At 62.9% G+C, this 18,953-nt stretch carries 16 protein-coding genes and 1 pseudogene; 7 read left to right on the top strand and 10 right to left on the bottom strand.

The annotated features are described in order from the left end of the window. Positions 1-28: 28 nt before the first annotated feature. The 3 genes from trpC to MTX19_RS18695 all read left to right on the top strand — a co-directional run bounded on the left by trpC (position 29) and on the right by MTX19_RS18695 (position 4,377). A complete protein-coding gene (gene trpC, locus MTX19_RS18705) occupies positions 29-850 on the top strand; it encodes an indole-3-glycerol phosphate synthase TrpC (protein WP_280978757.1) in 822 nt (273 codons plus the stop codon). Positions 851-854: 4 nt separating this feature from the next. Beyond that, positions 855-1,373 (top strand): cyclic pyranopterin monophosphate synthase MoaC, encoded by a 519-nt coding sequence (gene moaC / locus MTX19_RS18700; protein WP_280978756.1) that lies wholly within the window; start codon positions 855-857, stop codon positions 1,371-1,373. 265 nt (positions 1,374-1,638) lie between these two features. After that, positions 1,639-4,377, top strand: a complete 2,739-nt coding sequence (locus MTX19_RS18695) for an EAL domain-containing protein (RefSeq protein ID WP_280978755.1) — start codon at positions 1,639-1,641, stop codon at positions 4,375-4,377. A 226-nt stretch (positions 4,378-4,603) separates the two neighbouring features. Here the strand turns inward: MTX19_RS18695 and MTX19_RS18690 are convergent, their stop codons facing one another. The 7 genes from MTX19_RS18690 to MTX19_RS18660 all read right to left on the bottom strand — a co-directional run bounded on the left by MTX19_RS18690 (position 4,604) and on the right by MTX19_RS18660 (position 11,316). Then, positions 4,604-5,959, bottom strand: a complete 1,356-nt coding sequence (locus MTX19_RS18690) for a S41 family peptidase (RefSeq protein WP_280978754.1) — start codon at positions 5,957-5,959, stop codon at positions 4,604-4,606. A 261-nt stretch (positions 5,960-6,220) separates the two neighbouring features. Beyond that, positions 6,221-6,685 carry a hypothetical protein gene (locus MTX19_RS18685; protein WP_280984830.1) on the bottom strand — a complete coding sequence of 155 codons (465 nt, stop codon included), beginning with the start codon at positions 6,683-6,685 and terminating at the stop codon, positions 6,221-6,223. Positions 6,686-6,772: 87 nt separating this feature from the next. Next, on the bottom strand, positions 6,773-7,180 hold the full coding sequence (locus MTX19_RS18680) for a cytochrome C oxidase subunit IV family protein (protein WP_280978753.1): 408 nt from the start codon (positions 7,178-7,180) through the stop codon (positions 6,773-6,775). Between the two features lie 9 nt (positions 7,181-7,189). Further along, positions 7,190-7,912 (bottom strand): heme-copper oxidase subunit III family protein, encoded by a 723-nt coding sequence (locus tag MTX19_RS18675; RefSeq protein WP_280977823.1) that lies wholly within the window; start codon positions 7,910-7,912, stop codon positions 7,190-7,192. 16 nt (positions 7,913-7,928) lie between these two features. Continuing rightward, the gene (locus MTX19_RS18670; protein WP_280978752.1) at positions 7,929-8,633 is read right to left on the bottom strand and encodes a cytochrome c oxidase subunit 3; all 705 of its coding nucleotides are present in this window, start codon (positions 8,631-8,633) and stop codon (positions 7,929-7,931) included. Further along, entirely contained in the window at positions 8,630-10,408 is a 1,779-nt protein-coding gene (gene ctaD, locus MTX19_RS18665) for a cytochrome c oxidase subunit I (RefSeq protein WP_280978751.1), read from the bottom strand. Before ctaD ends, MTX19_RS18670 begins: the two co-directional genes overlap by 4 nt. Before the next feature lie 74 nt (positions 10,409-10,482). Continuing rightward, the gene (locus tag MTX19_RS18660; RefSeq protein WP_280978750.1) at positions 10,483-11,316 is read right to left on the bottom strand and encodes a cytochrome c oxidase subunit II; all 834 of its coding nucleotides are present in this window, start codon (positions 11,314-11,316) and stop codon (positions 10,483-10,485) included. A 529-nt stretch (positions 11,317-11,845) separates the two neighbouring features. Between MTX19_RS18660 and MTX19_RS18655 the strand changes: the two genes are divergently transcribed. Next, positions 11,846-12,742: a DUF2189 domain-containing protein gene (locus MTX19_RS18655; RefSeq protein ID WP_280978749.1), complete on the top strand. Its 897-nt coding sequence runs from the start codon at positions 11,846-11,848 to the stop codon at positions 12,740-12,742. A gap of 189 nt (positions 12,743-12,931) precedes the next feature. On the opposite strand, the gene MTX19_RS18650 is transcribed toward MTX19_RS18655, so the two are convergent. From MTX19_RS18650 to MTX19_RS18640, 3 genes and pseudogenes are all read right to left on the bottom strand, one after another. Then, positions 12,932-13,315, bottom strand: a complete 384-nt coding sequence (locus MTX19_RS18650; RefSeq protein WP_280978748.1) for a hypothetical protein — start codon at positions 13,313-13,315, stop codon at positions 12,932-12,934. Next, positions 13,312-13,793, bottom strand: a pseudogene (locus MTX19_RS18645) (hypothetical protein). The gene MTX19_RS18650 and the pseudogene MTX19_RS18645 overlap by 4 nt, the downstream one beginning before the upstream one ends. Before the next feature lie 548 nt (positions 13,794-14,341). Beyond that, complete coding sequence (locus MTX19_RS18640; protein ID WP_280978747.1) at positions 14,342-15,253, bottom strand: amino acid ABC transporter substrate-binding protein; 912 nt, start codon at positions 15,251-15,253, stop codon at positions 14,342-14,344. 422 nt (positions 15,254-15,675) lie between these two features. On the opposite strand from MTX19_RS18640, the gene MTX19_RS18635 reads away from it, so the two are divergent. The 3 genes from MTX19_RS18635 to MTX19_RS18625 all read left to right on the top strand — a co-directional run bounded on the left by MTX19_RS18635 (position 15,676) and on the right by MTX19_RS18625 (position 18,905). After that, a complete protein-coding gene (locus tag MTX19_RS18635; RefSeq protein WP_280978746.1) occupies positions 15,676-15,912 on the top strand; it encodes a cation transporter in 237 nt (78 codons plus the stop codon). Positions 15,913-15,957: 45 nt separating this feature from the next. Beyond that, positions 15,958-18,414 (top strand): cation-translocating P-type ATPase, encoded by a 2,457-nt coding sequence (locus MTX19_RS18630; RefSeq protein ID WP_280978745.1) that lies wholly within the window; start codon positions 15,958-15,960, stop codon positions 18,412-18,414. 71 nt (positions 18,415-18,485) lie between these two features. Continuing rightward, positions 18,486-18,905, top strand: a complete 420-nt coding sequence (locus tag MTX19_RS18625; protein ID WP_280978744.1) for a heavy metal-responsive transcriptional regulator — start codon at positions 18,486-18,488, stop codon at positions 18,903-18,905. The last annotated feature ends 48 nt before the right edge of the window (positions 18,906-18,953 follow it).

Genomic DNA, 18,953 nt, shown 5'->3' with positions numbered 1-18,953 from the left:
TAGGATCATGCTCTAAAGAGGGCCCGCGATGTCCGACATCCTGAGCAAGATCGAGACCTACAAGCGCGAGGAGATCGCCGCCGCCAAGCGTGCGCGTCCCCTCGCCGACGTCGAGGCGCAGGCGAAAGCGGCCTCAGCCCCACGCGGCTTCGTCCGCGCGATCCGCAACAAGCATGCCAGCGGCGACTACGCGCTGATCGCGGAGGTGAAGAAGGCCTCGCCCTCGAAGGGGCTGATCCGCGCCGACTTCGACCCGCCCGTACTCGCAGAAGCCTATGAAGCCGGCGGCGCGGCGTGCCTGTCTGTTCTCACCGATGCGCCGTCGTTCCAGGGCCATCTCGACTTCATGGTCGCGGCGCGCGCGGCAACCGGCCTGCCGGTGCTGCGCAAGGATTTCATGTTCGACACCTACCAGGTGGTGGAAGCCCGCGCCCACGGCGCCGACTGCATCCTGATCATCATGGCCGCGCTCGACGATGTGGCCGCCAAGGATATCGAGGACGCCGCGATCGCGCATGGCATGGACGTGCTGATCGAGATCCACGACCGCGCCGAGCTCGACCGCGCGCTGAAGCTCCGCTCGCCGATGATCGGCGTCAACAACCGCAATCTCCGCACCTTCGAGACCACGCTCGCGACCAGCGAAGCACTGGCGCCGCTGATCCCGCGCGACCGTCTGATGGTCGGCGAGAGCGGCATCTTCACGCCCGACGACCTCGCCCGGCTCGAGCGCGTCGGCATGTCGACCTTCCTGGTCGGTGAGAGCCTGATGCGGCAGCAGGACGTCACCGCGGCGACGCGCACGCTGCTGACGCGGCAGGCTGCATCGCGCGCAACCGGCACGCGCTGACGCGATGGCACGGAAGCCGTCCAAGGCCAGATCGTCAGGGTCCGGCCCCGCCCTCACCCATATCGACGCGAAGGGCGATGCCCGGATGGTCGACGTCTCGGCCAAGCCCGCGACCGAGCGCACCGCGGTCGCCGAAGGCCGTGTCGTGATGAGCAAGGCCACCCTCGACCTGATCGCATCAGGTCAGGCCAAGAAGGGCGACGTGCTGGCCACCGCGCGGATCGCCGGCATCATGGCGGCGAAGCGGACCTCGGAGCTGATCCCGCTCTGCCACCTGCTGGCGCTGACCAAGGTCACGATTGACATCGAGACCGACCGGAAACTGCCGGGCTGCATCGTCCGTGCGAGCGTGAAGGTGACCGGGCCGACCGGCGTCGAGATGGAGGCGCTGACCGCGGTGTCGGTCGCATGCCTGACGATCTACGACATGATCAAGGCCGTCGAGCGCGGCGTCCGCATCGAGGGCATCCATCTCGTCGAGAAGATCGGCGGCAAGTCCGGACACTATCGCGCAGACGAGTGATCGCCCGCACTGACGCGACCGTTCACCTCAGCGATGGGATTCGCGACTGATGCGCGGCCGAGGCTTGATCTGGCTCCTTCTGACCGCGGCGCTCGGCGACCGCTTTCCGCCCCGCGATAGCTGCGACGAAATCTCGCCGCCACCGGTAACCGTTCATTAACCAGTCTTGCTAACGGCGGCTCCATTTCGTTTGGGTACGACTTTTCGCGGGCCGGAGGTGCGCGAACCTACTTCCGGGTGAAATACCTGGAAGCGATTGGGTCCTATGCAGTCAGATGACGGCGCCACGTTCAACATCACGTCGATCCTGCGCAGCGGTCCGATCCGCTGGCTGATCGCCGGCGGCGCCCTCTTGATGGTCGCGATCGCGGTCGGCGCGACCTTGATGGCCGGCACTTTCCGCGAGCGCGCACTGCACAGCAGCGAGCGCGAGCTGGAAAACACCGTGCTGCTGCTCGCACGGCATTTCGACCAGCAGCTCGAGGATTTCGAGGCCGTGCAGAAGGACCTGATCGCGTTCATGCACGACAACGACATCGCGACGACACCGGAGACCTTCCGGCGCCGGATGTCTGGCCCCGACATCCATGCGATGCTCAAGTCAAAGATGGACGCGTTGTCCTATGCCGGCGGCCTGAACGTGTTCGACGCGGACGGCACGCTGATCAACAGCTCGAACGCCTGGCCGCTGCCGAAAGCCAACATCGGCGATCGCGACTACTTCCAGATCTTCAAGTCGAGCCCCTATTCACCCGACATGCTTGTTGCTCCCGTGTTCAGCCGGATCACCAGAGCCTGGACCACCGCCATCGTCCGCAAGGTCACCGGTCCGAACGGCGAGTTCCTCGGGGTGGTCGGTCGTGGCATCGATTCGGCCACCTTCGAGAAGTTCTTCGCCACGGTCGCGCTCGGCGAAGGCGCCGCAATATCGATGCATCATCGCGACGGCACCCTGCTCGCCCGCTATCCCCATGTCGAGGAGCTGATCGGGAAGAATTTCCGCTCCGGCCCGGCCAGCCAGCAGCAGGTGTTCGAACTGCCGCAGAGCACCTCGCGGCTGACCAGCCCGATCGACGGCAAGGACCGCCTGGTGTCGTCGCGGGCGCTCACCAAATTCCCGATCGTCATCGTTGCGACGACGACCACGGCCGCGGCGCTCGCCAATTGGCGCGAGCAGATCAACATCCTGATCGCGGTGACCGGCCTGTCGGTGCTGGCGCTCGCGACCCTGCTGGCGCTCGTAGTGCGCAAGCTGCTGCAGCAACATTGGGCGCAGCAGCAGCGCCTGACGCTGGAGAAACTCAGGCTCGACACCGCCGTCAACAACATGACCCAGGGGCTGTTGCTGTTCGACTCGTCGAAGCGCCTGGTGATCTGCAACAAACGGTACATCGAGATGTACGGGCTGTCGGCCGACGTCGTCAGGCCAGGCTGCAGCTTCCACGACGTCATCGCTCATCGTCACCAGACCGGCTCGTTCGAGGGCGACGTCGACCGTTACGTCAACCTCGTGCTGCGCGACGTCGCGGTCCGCAACATGATGGTGATCTCGACGCCCGACGGGCGCTCGATCCAGGTCGTCAACGAACCGCTCGCCGACGGCGGCTGGGTTGCGACCCATGAGGACATCACCGAGCGGCGCCGCGCCGAGGAACGCATCACCCACCTCGCCCATTACGATGCGCTGACCGACTTGCCGAACCGCGCGCTGTTCCACGAGCAGATCAAGCGCGAATTGCCGCATGTCACAGCGGACAGCCAGCTAGCGGTGCTCTACATCGACATCGACGAGTTCAAGGGCGTCAACGACTCGCTCGGCCACATGATCGGCGACGAGCTCCTGAAATCCGTCGCCCGAAGCCTGAGCGCCTGCGTGCGGGACACCGATTTCGTCGCCCGCCTCGGCGGCGACGAGTTTGCCATCGTGCAGACCGGAGTGAAGAGCTCCGACGAGGTCACCGGCCTCGTCGCTCGCATCTACGACACGATCCGCACGCCCTATCAATGTCTCGGTCATCAGGTCACCACGGACGCCAGCATCGGCATCGCGCTGGCCCCGAAGGACGGCACCGATCTCGACAAGATCCTCAAGAACGCCGACCTTGCGATGTACGCGGCGAAGTCCGCCGGCCGCCGCACCTGGCGCTTCTTCGAGCCGGCGATGGATGCCGACGCCCGCGCCCGCCGCGAGCTCGAAATGGATTTGCGGCGCGCGATCGCCGACAACCGCGAACTGGAAGTGTATTGCCAGCCCTGCCTCGACCTGCACACCAACGAGATCAACGGCTGCGAGGCGCTGGTGCGCTGGCGCCATCCGGAGCGCGGCATGATCTCGCCGGCCGATTTCGTGCCGATCGCCGAGGAAACCGGGCTGATCAACCAGCTCGGCGAATGGGTGCTGGCGACGGCCTGCAAGGAGGCCGTGAACTGGCCCGACCATGTCAGGCTAGCGGTCAACGTCTCGCCGGTGCAGTTCAGGAGCGGCACGCTGGCGCTCGAAGTGATCGCGGCGCTGGCGGCATCCGGCCTGTCCGCGGGCCGGCTCGAGCTCGAGATCACGGAAGCCGTGCTGATCCGCGACGACGAGGCGGCACTGGCAGCGCTGCATCAGCTCCGCGCCATCGGCGTGCGGATCGCGCTCGACGATTTCGGCACCGGCTACTCATCCCTGAGCTATTTGAAGCGCTTCCCGTTCGACAAGATCAAGATCGACCGCTGCTTCGTCACCGACATCGCAGACCCGCAAGGCTCGGCCGGCATCGTGGAGGCCGTCGTCAACATCGCCGCCGAACGCAGCATGACGACGACGGCGGAAGGCGTCGAGACCACGCAGCAGCAGCAATTGCTGCGCGAGCTCGGCTGCTCCGAAATGCAGGGCTATCTGTTCAGCGCACCGAAACCGGCCGCCGACATCAGGCAATTGCTGATCGCCCACCGAGAAGGCCGGCCCGCCGACGGCCAAGGCCGCGCCCGCCGGCGCAAACCGGTCGCCGGCTTGGCATAAAGGCAGCGGTACGCCCACGGGAGAGGCTGCTGTGCGTAGCCCGGATGGAGCGCAGCGCAATCCGGGAATGGCATCGCCACGGGAGAGACGGCCCCGGATTTCGCTCCATCCGGGCTACGGGAGTCCCCTCGCGAGCGCTAAGAGGGCTCAGAAGGGCTAACGTCGCCCCATAAACCCGTCATGCCGGGCCTGGACCCGGCCACGACGTGAGGAAACGCCGGGCCCCTCAGTTCGGCACCGCCCGCTTCTGTGCCGTCTTGGTCTCGGCGTTCTTGGCGTCGGCGTTCACTGTGACGCCGCGAAGCTGCTTCAAGGCCGCGTTCAGCGCCTTGTCGTTCTTCTCGTCCGGCGGGACATAGGACTGCGAGCCGCTTTGCTCGGTGCCCTCGGCCGCGAGATGACCGCGCATCGAGGCCTCGCCCTTGATCTCCGAGCGGGTCTTGAACTCGTCAGGCACGTCCTGCAGCACCTCGATGTCGGGCTTGATGCCCTGGGCCTGGATCGAGTGGCCCGACGGCGTGAAATAACGTGCCGTAGTCAGCGCCAGCGCGCCGTTGCCGGCGCCGAGCGGAATGATCGTCTGCACCGAGCCCTTGCCGAACGAGCGGGTGCCGATCAGCGTCGCGCGCTTGTGGTCGTGAAGCGCGCCGGCCACGATCTCGGAGGCCGACGCCGAGCCGCCGTTGATCAGCACGACGAGCGGCTTGCCCTTGGTCAGGTCGCCGCCATGCGCGGTGAAGCGCTGGGTCTCCTCTGGATTGCGGCCGCGGGTCGAGACCACCTCGCCGCGCTGCATCAGCATGCCGCTGACCGAAACCGCCTGGTCGAGCAGGCCGCCCGGATTGTTGCGGAGATCGATGACATAGCCATCGAGCTTGTCCTGCGAGATCTCCTTCTGGATGTCGGTGATCGCCTTGCGCAGGCCGTCGGCGGTCTGCTCGTTGAACGAGGTGATGCGGATATAGCCGATGTCGCCGCCTTCAGTGTGGTATTTGACCGGGCGGACACGGATGATCTCGCGGGTGATCGCGACCTCGATCGGCTTGTCGGCGTCCTTGCGGATGATCTTCAGCCGGATCGAGCTGTTGGGCGCGCCCTTCATCTTGTTGACGGCCTGGTCGAGCGTCATGCCCTGGATCGTCTCGTCGTCGATCGCGGTGATGATGTCGCCGGACATGATGCCGGCGCGCGAGGCCGGCGTATCGTCGATCGGCGCCACCACCTTGACGAAGCCGTCCTCCATCGTGACCTCGATGCCGAGCCCGCCGAACTCGCCATGCGTGGTCTCCTGCATCTCCGCCCAGCCCTTCTCGTTCATGTAGCGGGAGTGCGGGTCGAGCGAGGAGATCATGCCGTTGATCGCGCCTTCGACGAGTTTGCCGTCATCGGGCTTCTCGACGTAGTCGGTCCGGATTCGCTCGAACACGTCGCCGAACAGGTTGAGCTGCGAATAGGTGTTGTCGGAGCGTGCGGCGGCCTTGGCAACCGCGAACAGATGCGCGCCACCCTGCGGCGAGGTCACGAGAAGGGTGAGACACGCCCCCGCAACCGTCCCGAGGAAAAAGCCAACGTTCTTGCGCATCATCCGCGATCCCTTTTCGCTATGGCCGGCAATGTTTCGTAACATTCGACGGCCTCACCCCGACGGGGCACCACACAACGGCTTTTTGGTCGGATCAAGGCCGTAGCCTGACCGGACCACTACGGGCCTCGAAGCATGATCCGGACAAGCGAACGGCGGCTTTCCGGAAAAGATCGAGCTCAAACAAGTAGATGGGATGATGGTGCGAATCCCGGTGATCGCCTCATGATCCAGGACGCCCTTAATCTTGGGTGCCCCTATCTAGGGTGCCTTGCCAACCTCCTGCAACCCGTTCTGCCAGGTCGACGGCCTGGTCCCGCGCTTGGCCCGTGTGCCCAGCCAATAGCCAAACTGCGGAGGCACGCTTCGGAACGGCCCGTCTACCCCCAGCTTTAGCGCGGCGTCCATCGGCCAGTTCGGGTTATTCAGGATTTCCCGGCCGACGGCGATCAAATCTGCTTGTTCATCGCACAGGATCTGTTCGGCCTGGTCACCATGGATAATCGGGCCGACCGCCATGGTCACGATATCGGCGTGGCGCCTCACATATTCCGACAGCGGCACCTGGTAGCTGTATTTGATCTCCTTGCCCAGGATCGGCGCCATCTCGGTGATTCCGCCCGACGAGCAGTCGATCACGTCGACGCCCTTCCCCTTGAGGATTTTCGCCAGCCGCGCGCTCTGTTCGGGTCCCCAGCCCGCATTGTCCTCGACCGACAGCCGCACCAACAATGGCTTGTGATCGGGCCAATGGACCCGCACGCATGGTTCAAACCTCCGGGATGTCGGCGCGTCGGTGCAAGCGGCCGCACGCTAGGTTGCCGGCGCGAAAAACACCATCCGGAGCAGATGCGTGTAGTCGGACTCGAACACCATGATCCCGACAAAAACCAGCACCAGCACCGGCGGCAACAGGATGGCGTAGGCCAAGGCCAGCCGCTCCCAGGCCATGTGCATGAAGACGGCGACGATCAAGCCGGCCTTGAGCACCATGAACAGCAGGATCAACGACCATCTGAGGTAGCCGTGAAGGCCGAAATAGTCGACGAGAAACGAGCACGTGCTGAGGACGAACAACCATCCCCAGACGACGAGGTAGAGCTTGATCGGGTGCTGCTGCCCCTTGGCGTGCGCGGCTCCTGATGCGACGGCGTCATGCACATAGGTGTGCAGCGCATGTTGCGTGGCCTGCCTTTGCAAAGGTACCGCTGTGTTTGTCATGCGCCAACCTCACCAGAGATAGAAAAGAGCGAAGATGAAGACCCACACGAGGTCGACGAAGTGCCAATACAGGCCGGTGATTTCGACGATCTCGTAGTATCCCTTCCGGCTCGTGAAGAAGCCGCGCCTCTCGACGTCGAAGTCTCCCCGCAAAACTTTTCGCGCGATGGCGATCAGGAAGATGACGCCGATGGTCACGTGGGTGCCGTGGAAGCCGGTGATCATGAAGAAGGAGGCGCCGAATTGCGCCGCGCCCCACGGATTGCCCCAGGGCCGGACGCCTTCCATGATCAGCTTGGTCCACTCGAACGCCTGCATTCCGACGAAGGTTGCGCCAAATGCCGCGGTGGCCAGCATCAGGGCAGCGGTTTTGATGCGGTCGTGGCGATAGCCGAAATTGACGGCCATCGCCATCGTCCCGCTGCTGCTGATCAGGATGAAAGTCATGATGGCGATCAGGATCATCGGGATGTGTGTATCGCCGATATTGAGGGCGAAGACTTCGCTGGTATTGGGCCATGGCACCGTCGTCGACATCCGCGTCGTCATGTACGACAGCAGGAAGCAACTGAAGATGAAGGTGTCGCTGAGGAGGAAGATCCACATCATGGCCTTCCCCCAAGAAACGTTCTTGAAGGCGCGCTGATCCGAGGACCAGTCGGCGGCGATGCCGCGCCAGCCTGCCGGCCGCGCAGGCGGTTCGAGCGTACTTGTCAGCGCCGTCTCTGCCATCTGGTTTCCGTCCTTCCTAAGTGAGCAATTGACGACAGATGTTGACGAAGTTGTCGGTCCAGCCGGTCAGGAGACCAAGCAGGACCAGCCAGACCAGCAACAGGAAATGCCAATAGATGGCACAGAGCTCCACGCTCAGCCGAGCCCGAGACGCCTCGACACCACGCCATAGCTTGGTGGTCGTTCTGCCCAAGGCCACCAGACCGCCCATCAGATGCAGCCCGTGCATCGCAGTGAGCAGGTAGAAAAAGGAATTGGCCGGGTTGGACGCCACGAAGAACCCGGCGACGTTCAACTGCTGCCACACCAGCAATTGCCCCGCGAGGAACGTGACGGCGGATACTCCGCCGACGAGCAGGCCGGCGAGTGAGCCGTCAATGTCGTCGCGTCGCGCCCGAATGACCGCGCACTGCAACGCGACGCTGCTCATGGCCAGAACGCCGGTGTTGAACCACAACAATTTTGGCAGGGGCAGCTCGCGCCAGTCCACACTGGCGTTGCGCATGGAGTAGGCGCTGATCAGGAGCGCGAACAATGAGCCGACGACCGCGAGAAACACGCCCAATCCGAGCTTCGCCGCCGGCAACGACGGCCCCCTCTCCTCGCGGAGATCGACGACCATGCCCTCTTCCAGCCATGGCTTGGCAGCCAGCCGCTGGTGCGAGAGCCACCATCCCGCAATTGCGGCTATTCCAGCCATGAACAGGACAATGGCACTCACGAATGGGCCCCCTGCGCCTGCAATCCGGCTAGCGGCTCATTTTGCGGCACGAAATCCCTCGCGGCGCCAGGTACGCTGTAGTCGTAAGCCCAGCGATAGACGATCGGGAGCTCCTTGCCCCAATTGCCATGCCCTGGAGGAGTCTCAGGCGTTTGCCATTCCAGCGACGAGGCTCCCCAGGGATTGCCGCCGGCCTCTCTCCCTTTGAACAGGCTCCAGACCAGATTGAACAGGAACACGAGCTGGGCGAAACCGACTATCAGAGCCGCCACGCTCATGAATGCATTGAGGTCATGGGCGGACGCCGGGACGAAGGCCGTGTCGCCGATGTCGTGATAGCGGCGGGGCATGCCCAGGAGGCCCAGATAGTGCATGGGGAAGAAGATCGCATAGGCCCCGATGAACGAGACCCAGAAGTGGAATCGTCCGAGCACCTCGTTCAGCATCCGTCCCGTGATCTTCGGATACCAGTGATAAATCCCGCCGAACACGGCCATGATCGGCGCAATACCCATCACCATGTGGAAGTGTGCGACGACGAACATCGTATCGGACAGCGGAACGTCCACGACGACGTTGCCGAGAAACAGGCCGGTCAGTCCGCCGTTGACGAACGTGATGATGAACGCGAGCGCGAACAGCATCGGGATGGTGAGATGAATATCGCCGCGCCACAGGGTCAGCACCCAATTGTAAACCTTGATCGCGGTCGGGATGGCGATGATGAGCGTCGTGGTGGCGAAGAAGAACCCGAAATACGGGTTCATGCCGCTCACATACATGTGGTGCGCCCAAACGACGAAGCTGAGAGCGCCGATCGCCACGATGGCCCAGACCATCATCCGATAGCCGAAGATGTTCTTCCGCGCATGGACGCTGATCAGATCGGAGATGATGCCGAAGGCCGGCAAGGCGACGATGTAGACTTCGGGATGGCCGAAGAACCAGAACAGATGCTGGAACAGGATCGGGCTGCCGCCGCTATACTTCGACACCGCGCCCATCTCGACGAGCGTCGGCATGAAGAAGCTGGTCCCCAGCAGGCGGTCGAGCAGCAGCATCACCGAGGCGACGAACAGCGCCGGGAAGGCCAGGAGCGCCATGACGGTCGCCGTGAAAATGCCCCACACGGTCAACGGCAACCGCATCAAGGTCATGCCGCGCGTGCGCGCCTGCAGCACCGTCACCACATAGTTGAGCCCACCCATGGTGAAGCCGATGATGAACAGGATCAGGGAGGACAGCATGAGGATGATGCCCCAATCTTGCCCGCCAGGCGTGCCGGAGAGGATCGCCTGCGGCGGGTACAGCGTCCAGCCGGCGCCGGTGGGCCCTCCGGGCACGAAAAAGGTCGAGACCAGCACAAGGACCGCGAGCAGATAGACCCAGTAGCTCAGCATGTTCACATAGGGGAACACCATGTCCCGGGCACCGACCATAAGCGGGATCAGGTAGTTGCCGAAGCCTCCAAGGAACAACGCGGTCAGGAGGTAGATCACCATGATCATGCCATGCATGGTGATGAGCTGGAGATATTGGTTGGCGTCGATGAAGGAGAATGTGCCGGGAAATCCCAGTTGCAGCCGCATCAGCCACGACAGCACCAGCGCGACCATTCCGATCGACATCGCCGTGATCGAATACTGGATGGCGATGACCTTGGCGTCCTGCGAAAAGACGTACTTCGTCAACCAGCTCTTCGGATGATAGAGTTCGACGTCAGTCACTTCGGCAGGCGGAACGCCTGCGATTGCATCATACGGGACATCGACCATCGGAATATCCTCCTTGGTCTTCTGTTCAGCGAGGAATTCGCCTCACGACGGATGGCGCCGCCTCGTCGGTATCGTCATTCGCTGCCTGTCCTGTCGGTTGCCTTCGCGACGTTGTGCCGCTCCGACAGATCGGCAAACGTCCGCTGCTTCTCCAGCCACGCGTGATATTCTTTCTCGTCCTGAACCACGACATTGCTACGCATCTGCGCGTGCGCGACGCCGCAGAGTTCTGCGCAGAGAACCTCGAATGTCCCGGTGCGGGTCGGCGTGAACCAGTAATAGGTCACCGAGCCCGGGATCATGTCCATCTTCGCCCGGAACTCGGGCACGTAGAAATCATGCACGACGTCGATTGAGCGGAGCAGCACCTTCACCGGTTTTCCGACCAGCAGGTGCAGATCGTCGTTTTGAACAACGATATCGTCCTTTCCGTCTGGATCGTCGGGATTCAACCCCATCGGATTGTCTGGACTAATGAGGCGGGCATCGGAGGTCCCAAGCTTGCCGTCTTTTCCGGGAAGCCGATAGCTCCATTGCCACTGCTGCCCCATGACCTCGACCTCGGTCGCGCCGGCCGGAACGGTGACGAACTGGTGCCAGACGACCAATCCGGGAGCCAACATGGCCGCGACGCCGATTGCAGTGCCGACGCTGAGCCACCATTCGAGCCGCTTGTTCTCGGGGTTGTAGGCCGCCTGCCTTCCCTCCCTGTGGTGAAAGCGGAGCACGCAGTAGGCCATGAAGCCGACGACCGCGACGAAGACCGCCCCGGTGATCCAGAATGTCAGGGTAATGGTGGCGTCGATGTAGCCCCAGTTCGAGGCGAGCGGTGTCCACCACCACGGGCTGAAGAGGTGAAACAGCACCGAGGCGACGGCAACCAGAAGCAGTATGAGCGCTACAGCCATCCCTCATTCCTCCTTGCCATTCAAGGCTGCGGAGAGGAACGAAAGGGCGGAGCTCACGTCAGAGGGATGATGTCACATCCACCATCACCGCGCCTCTTGCCTCGCCCATTCTGCGGGTCGCGACGTCGGGACACCACCAAAGGCTCAATGTCACGACCGCAATCTCATCGGAGCTGGGGGCGTTCAACGATTTAAGATGGTCCCCGTCGAGCCCGGCGTCAATAGAGGAGTAGGTCCGGCGCGTGTTGGCCGGAATGCCTTTGCACGCCGAGGGAAGCCGATCGGCGTGACCATTCGATGGTGCGACGCAAAATCGTCCTGCGCAGAAGTACAACAACTCTCTCGACCGCGTTCGCTCTCTTGCTTCTACGCCGTATCGGACTAACTTCCCTGTACCGGATGTCGTCCGGCAAGCTTCTTCTCATTGAACCTGATTTGCCGGACTCAGTCGCGATTTTCGCGCATGAGGCGGATGCGCGTGCTTTGAGGCGCTCCGTTCCCTGCGGGCAAGAGCAAGGAGACCGGAGCCATGACCACAGTGTTCGCACGACCCAAACTGCACTTGTTTGGCGTCTCTACCGTCTATGACGTTCGCAAGATCAGCCTTTACGACCTCGGCAACGCGCTGCGCCTCGGCTGGGAAGATTTCAGTGCCATCCCGACCCACGCCATCGTCCTGTGCGTGATGTATCCTATCCTCGGACTTGCCCTGTTCAGGCTCGTCCTTGGCTATTCGGTGCTGCCGCTGCTCTTTCCACTCGCCGCCGGCTTTACCCTGATCGGTCCCTTCGCCGCGCTCGGCCTCTACGAGCTGAGCCGCCGCCGCGAGCGCGGAGAGGAACCGGGAGCCTGGGATGCAATGGAGGTGCTGCGCGCACCGTCGTTCGGCGCCATGATCGAGCTTGGCATCCTGCTGTTCGTTCTGTTCGGGGTGTGGATCGCCGCCGCCAACGCGATCTACATTGCAACCTTCGGCTATGCTCCGGCTGCGAGCATCCCCGATTTCGCATTGCGCGTGCTGACGACGCCCGAAGGCTGGACGCTCATTGTCGTCGGATGCGGCGTCGGTTTCCTGTTCGCGGTGGTGGCGCTGTGCATCAGCGTTGTCTCGTTTCCGCTGATGCTCGACCAGCACGCGACGGCGATCGATGCGATCCGCACCTCGGTGCGAGCCGTGATGAAGAATCCAGTGGAGATGGCCGTGTGGGGATTCGTCGTTGCGGTCTTGCTGGCAGTGGGCTCGCTGCCGTTCTTTGTCGGGCTGTGCGTCGTCCTGCCGGTGCTCGGTCACGCGAGCTGGCATCTTTACCGGAAGGTCGTGGAGCCTGACCGGAATCCTCCGCAGGAAACGCCTCGTCCGCCGATCGGTCACCGCTACGCGGCAGATTTCCCGGCCTCGCTTTTCCCGTGGAGCCGTGAGCGCTAGCCGAAGCGGCGGGTATGCTCAGCGTGCTTGGTTTCCGCGAGGGGGCGCACTCAGCCTCCCTCGCAGGCCAAGACTGTCGCATATGCGGCTTTCCGAAAAGGTCTCGCTCAAACAAGTAGATGGGATGATGGTGCGAATCCCGGTGATCGCCTCATAATCCAGGACGCCCTTAATCTTGGGTGCCCCTATCTAGGGTGCCTTGCCAACCTCCTGCAACCCGTTCTGCCAGGTCGACGGCCTGGTCCCAAATTCGCGCTTGGCCCGTGTGCCCAGCCAACAGCCAAACTGCGGAGGCACGCTTCGGAACGGCCCGTCTACCCCCAGCTTTAGCGCGGCGTCCATCGGCCAGTTCGGGTTATTCAGGATTTCCCGGCCGACGGCGATCAAATCTGCTTGTTCATCGCACAGGATTTGTTCAGCCTGGTCACCATGGATAATCAGGCCGACCGCCATGGTCATGATATCGGCGTGGCGGCGGACATATTCCGACAGCGGCACCTGGTAGCTGTATTTGATCTCCTTGCCCAGGATCGGCGCCATCTCGGTGATTCCGCCCGACGAGCAGTCGATCACGTCGACGCCTTCCCCTTGAGGATTTTCGTCAGCCGCGCGCTCTGTTCGGGTCCCCAGCCCGCATTGTCCTCGACCGACAGCCGCACCAACAATGGCTTGTGATCGGGCCAATGGACCCGCACGGCTTCCGTCACCTCGATCAGAAAGCGCATCCGGTTCGCTTCCGAGCCACCATACGCGCCGCCGCGCCGGTTGCGCGCTCGGAGAGGAATTCATGCACGAGATAGCCATGGGCGCCGTGCAGCTCGAGCACGGCGAACCCGGCCTCGTTGGCACGCCGCGCCGCCTGTCCCCAGGCCTGAACCAGATCCTTCACCTCGCGCGTCTCAGGCGCCCGCGGCACCGGCCAGCGCTCGCTATGCGCGATCGCGTCCGTGGGAGGGCGATCGTCCGCTCGAGCGCACGCCCGACATCGAGGACTGGGCGCGGACGTAGAACCCGACAAGGATGCATCTCGGGTTTGGGCCACTCCGGACATGGAGGCTTCGCCGCGCCCCTTCCACATCTCCGCCTTAAATGAGGCGGACCGTGCCAGTTGTGTTGGCCACCGTGAATGCACAGAGAAGCGGGGTATCCGAGTCGTTTCAGGAGGTGCATGTCTGGCACATGAAGGATGGGAAAGCGGTCGAGTTCCGTGAGTATCAAGGTGACGAGCACCGAGAGGATCGCTTCTGGTCCTGAGCCCTAAAATTTCGGTCCTTCATACTCAGCTTGCGCCATCCAGACTCGCACGGGCCCGATCTTGCCCAACAGACCGCCACGTATGTTGATCAGTGCGCACCGGCAATCCAGAGTGGCGCATGTTTCTTTCAGGTCAAAAAGGAATTGCCGAGCCGTCACCGGCGCAGCTCCCGATTGGCAGTCACCGTGCGTGAAGCGGGAAAAACGGCCGATGGATATGAGATGCTATTTCGTTTTTCGCCGTGCATGCGAAAAGCCGTTCCAAAGATAGACGGCTTTGCGCCGCGCTCTGCTCTCCGGGTGATTGCAGGTGGCCGATGTTGATGAGAAGGCGCGCGGGGACTGCTATTTGGCGTCGGCATACACATCAGGATCGAAGCTCGAGCTCGGATTGGCAAACGCATTGCGGAGCGCCGGCGACACCGGGACGTTGTAGTTGATCCCGTTCGGCGGGGTCGGCGATTCCAGCCACTTCTTGTACATGACCTCGATCTCCGGGCTCCGGTAAAGCTCCGCGGTGGCGCGGTCGGCGAGCGCCTTGAACGGCGCGTCTTCCCGACGCAGCATGATCCCGTAAGGCTCCGGCTTCGAGAACGTCTCCGTGCTGATCATGTAGGCCGCAGGCTCCTTCGATCGCGCGATCGCCACGGCCAGTTGCACGTCGTCGAGCACATAGGCCTCGACGCGACCGGTCTCCAGCAGCAGGAACGCCTCGGCCTGGTCCTTCGCCGGGAGGATGCTGACGCCCAGCTTGCGCTCGGCATTGACCTTGATGAGCTGCGCCAGGTTGACCGACCCTGCCACCGCCGTGACGGCCTTTCCTTTCAGATCGTCGATTGTGTTGATGTTATGCGACTTCTTGGCGGCAAATCGCGTCGCGCTCAGGAAATGCGTGTTGGTGAAGGTCACCTGCTTCTGGCGATCGGCGCTGTTGGTGGTCGCCGAGCAATGCAGGTCGATCGTGCCGTTGACCATGAGCGGAATACGATTGGACGAGGTCAGGGGCAGATAGTCGACCGCGATATCAGGCATGCCGAGGTCCTTCTTCACGGCATCGACGATCCTGAGACAGATATCGAGCGCAAACCCGACCGGTCGCTGATTGCCGTCGAGGTAGCTGAAGGGAACGGAGGCCTCTTGATAGCCGAGCGTGATCTTCTTCGTTTCCTTGATCTTCTGGAGCGTGCCGGACAGCTCTTCGGCTGTCGCGGGGCTCGCGGCGAGAGAGACAACGAAGAGGACGGCGGGCAAACGCATCGACTGCTCCTGTGCGATCATGGTTGCGGGCTCTACGTGCCCGAGCCATGCGAATGCCGAGCCGAGACACATTGATTGTGGTGATAGCCTATACGCCGGCCCCGAGGTAGACGAGGATGTATCTACCAGCTATCGCACTTTGCGATGCGGCGGGCTTTCGACGCAGGCGTGCGGGGTGCTGAACGCGATGGCCGCAACAGCATCGGCGGCGCGGCCGTACTCCAAGAAGGCGATGGGATTTCGCGCCTGGTGCCGCCAGGACCACGGTAATCTGACCGGCCAGCGTTCCGATCGCAACGATCGCGAGCGGATTTCCGATCCGCGGCCGTGGTCAGTACTTGCGCTTGACCCTGGAGCTAGGTCCAGGGGCTACCCTTGTGCTCAAGCCAAAAACAACGGCGGCAATCTTCAGAGGAACTTCAATGAAAACGACCATCTTCAAAATCGACGGCATGAACTGCGACGCATGCGCAAACACCATCAAGGACCGCGTCGAAAAGGAACCAGGCGTTCGCATGGCATCGGTCTCGTTCGCCGACCGGCAGGCGCGTGTCCTCTTTGATCCCCAAGCCGTTCAGGAAGACCGCCTTGTGAAAGTGATCCAGGGGGACCGATTTAGGGTCGTGTCCCGCGAGCCTGCCGACGGAAGTGCCCACTGACCCACGGCAAACGCAAGTGCGGGGCGAGCGCAAATGGAGGATGCAATGACCGTCGCGACTGGAACAGCTTCCACCTTCACGCCATGGAGCGACGAGCCTTCAACGAGACCAAGCCGACGGAAGATTCGCGCGCGGATTGGCGGACTGCACTGCTCCCTGTGCACCGGCACGATCGAGAAGGCGCTGGGCCACATGCCCGGTGTGGACAAGGTGGCCGTAAGCCTGACGCACGAGCAAGCGCTCGTCGAATACGATCCGGCCATCGCCCGCCCCGAGGAGTTCCTGCAGACGCTGCGTGACATCGGCTACACGATCTCCGATCCTCGCAAGCTCAGAGCCTTTGAGGAAGAAGAGCGGGACCTGGTACACGAGGCACGACGTTTTGTGCTGGCGGTGGTGCTGAGCGTCGCGTCGATCCCGATCATTGCCAATCAGTCCGTCGGCTGGATCGGCTTCCTTCCGGCACTGGTGTGCCTGAGCCTTGGCGCTTTTGTTTTCCTGGTCCTGAGGTCGACCGGCTTCTGGGTGGCAACAGCGAGCTTCATCGGCCTCGCGGTGATGGCGTTGACGCTGCTGTATCTCAACTTGCGCGGCTATCTGGTCAGCGCCGCTCCATGGTTGACCGGCGCCCTCGCTCTGGCGCTGGTCTTCGGGGTCGGGAGGCACATTCTTCACATGGCCGTTCAGGCGCTTCGCCGGGGCATTCTCAATCAGCATGTGCTGCTGGAGATCGGCGCGTTCGCGGGCATTGCGGGCGGCATCATCGGCCTCGTGCTCAAGCGGCCAGACTACCCGACGGCACCGTTCTTTGCCGTCTCGGTGATGGTCGGCACCTATCACATTTTTTCGGAATGGCTGTCGCTCATCGTGAAGACGCGCAGCTCCCAGGCCGTCAAGCGGCTCCTTGATTTGCAGCCGGAGACCGCTCGCGTCGTCCGCAACGGCAAGGAGGTCGAATTGCCGATCGAGGGGGTCCTCATCGGTGACCTCGTGCGTGTTCGGCCGGGCGAGCGCATCCCTGCTGACGGCACCGTTCAGAGCGGCCGTTCCGGCGTCGACCAATCGCTCGTCACCGGCGAGTCAATCCCGGTCGGAAAGGCCGAGGGCGATTCAGTCATCGGAGGCTCGATCAACGGAACCGGCACGCTGCTGGTGCGAGTGACCGCGATCGGCGAAGGTAGCTTTCTCAGCCAGGTTATCCGGCATGTCGAAGATGCGCGGGCGCTGAAGCCGGGGATCTTGCATCTCGTTGACCGGGTGCTGCGCGTCTATACGCCCACGGTCCTTGGGACTGCCGCACTTGCTGTAGTCGGCTGGCTGATCTGGTCTTGGCTCGCCGGCGGACATCTGGATATTGAGCGAGCGGTCTTCGCTGGTCTGAGCGTGCTGGTGATGGGCTACCCCTGCGCGGTCGGCATCTCCGCCCCGCTCTCGATCGTGCGTGGAGCAGGTCAGGCTGCGGAGCGTGGCATCCTGATGCGCACCGGCGAGGCGTTCCAAGGCTTCCGCCTTGTACAGCGGATCGTACTCGACAAGACCGGTACGTTGACGGAAGGGCGTCCAGTGTTGCGAGCGGCCACAGCCCTTGGCCTGGCCGAATCCGAACTGCTCGCCCTGGCGGCCGCCGCCGAGGCCTCTTCAGAGCATCCTCTCGCGCAGGCCGTCGTGACGGCTGCTTTTGAGCGCGGCGTGACACCCCCGGATGTCGAAAGCTTCGAGGCCTTGCCGGGCAAAGGCGTCGTTGCCCGGATCGGCGGTAGCGAGGTTACGGTCGGCAATCCGCGTTTCCTCGCCGATGAAGAGGTCGATCTCAGCCAGTTGCTGACACGCATCGCGGCTCTCGAGGCCACTGGGCTCACGGTGGTCGGCGTAGCGAGAGACGGACGAGCCCTGGGTATCATTGCGCTCGGTGACACGCTCCGAGCCGATGCCGTCGAGGCCATCCGCAGCTTGCATCGTGCGGGCCTCCGGACCGCGCTCGTGACCGGCGACAATGAGCGCGCGGCTCGATGGGTCGCTCGCGAGGTCGGCATCGATGAGGTTCATGCCGGCATATTGCCGCAGGACAAGGCCACGATCGTGCGCAAGCTTCAAGGTACAGGCCGGGTCGGCATGGTTGGCGATGGCGTCAATGATGCCCCTGCGCTCATGCAGGCCGATGTAGGTATCGCAATGGGCGGCGGAACCGACATTGCGATCGAAGCGGCCGACATCATCATCCTCTCGAATCGGTTGAGTGCGCTCGTGGAGGCCCGCGAAATCAGTGGCCGCAGCTACCGCAAGATGGTCCAGAACGTCACGCTCGCGTTCCTCTTCAATGGCATTGGGATCCCCATCGCGGCGACCGGCCTGATCAACCCGGTCTGGGCAATGATCGCGATGGCGGTTAGCGTCACGGCGATCTTCTGCAATTCCCTTTGGGGAACTCCGCGTCTGTTCTTCGATGCAATCCGTAGCGTCGGTCAGCCGATCGTGAATGTTCCGGTGCCGCAATCGCTCTAAAGCCGCGCCAATTGGCTTGACCCTGGAGTATACTCCAGGCTCCAAAACCAGCCTCCGGAGAGGCACGCGGCATGATTACGATCGGCAAATTGGCCGGCCTGACGAGCGTCAGTAACGACACCCTCCGCTACTACGAGGAGGAGGGCCTCATCAGCCCGGCCGGCAAAAGCCCTGCTGGATACCGGCTGTACGACCGAGATTCCGCCCGGCGCATCCACTTCATCAAGCACGCCCAGCAGTGCGGGTTCACGCTGGCCGAAATCCGGGATCTCCTCGACCTGCGCAGTCGCGACAAGGCCTGTTGCGGGGACGTTCGCACGCGAGCCATCGAGAAGAAGTTGCAGATCGAAGGCAGGATCCGAGCGATGAAAGCGATGTCGAAGGCCCTCGATCAACTGATCTCTGAGTGTGCGAACGAGAAGCGGCCGGTCAAAGAATGCACGATCATCGCCGCGCTGGAGCAAGCCAACGGTTCGGAAAGGGTGCAGTGAAACATGAAGGTGGAGATGTTCCATAGCCCAGGCTGCGCCGCCTGCGGG

Source organism: Bradyrhizobium sp. ISRA464, assembly GCF_029910095.1.
GTDB lineage: Bacteria > Pseudomonadota > Alphaproteobacteria > Rhizobiales > Xanthobacteraceae > Bradyrhizobium.
This window is presented reverse-complemented; position numbering and strand designations above follow the sequence as displayed.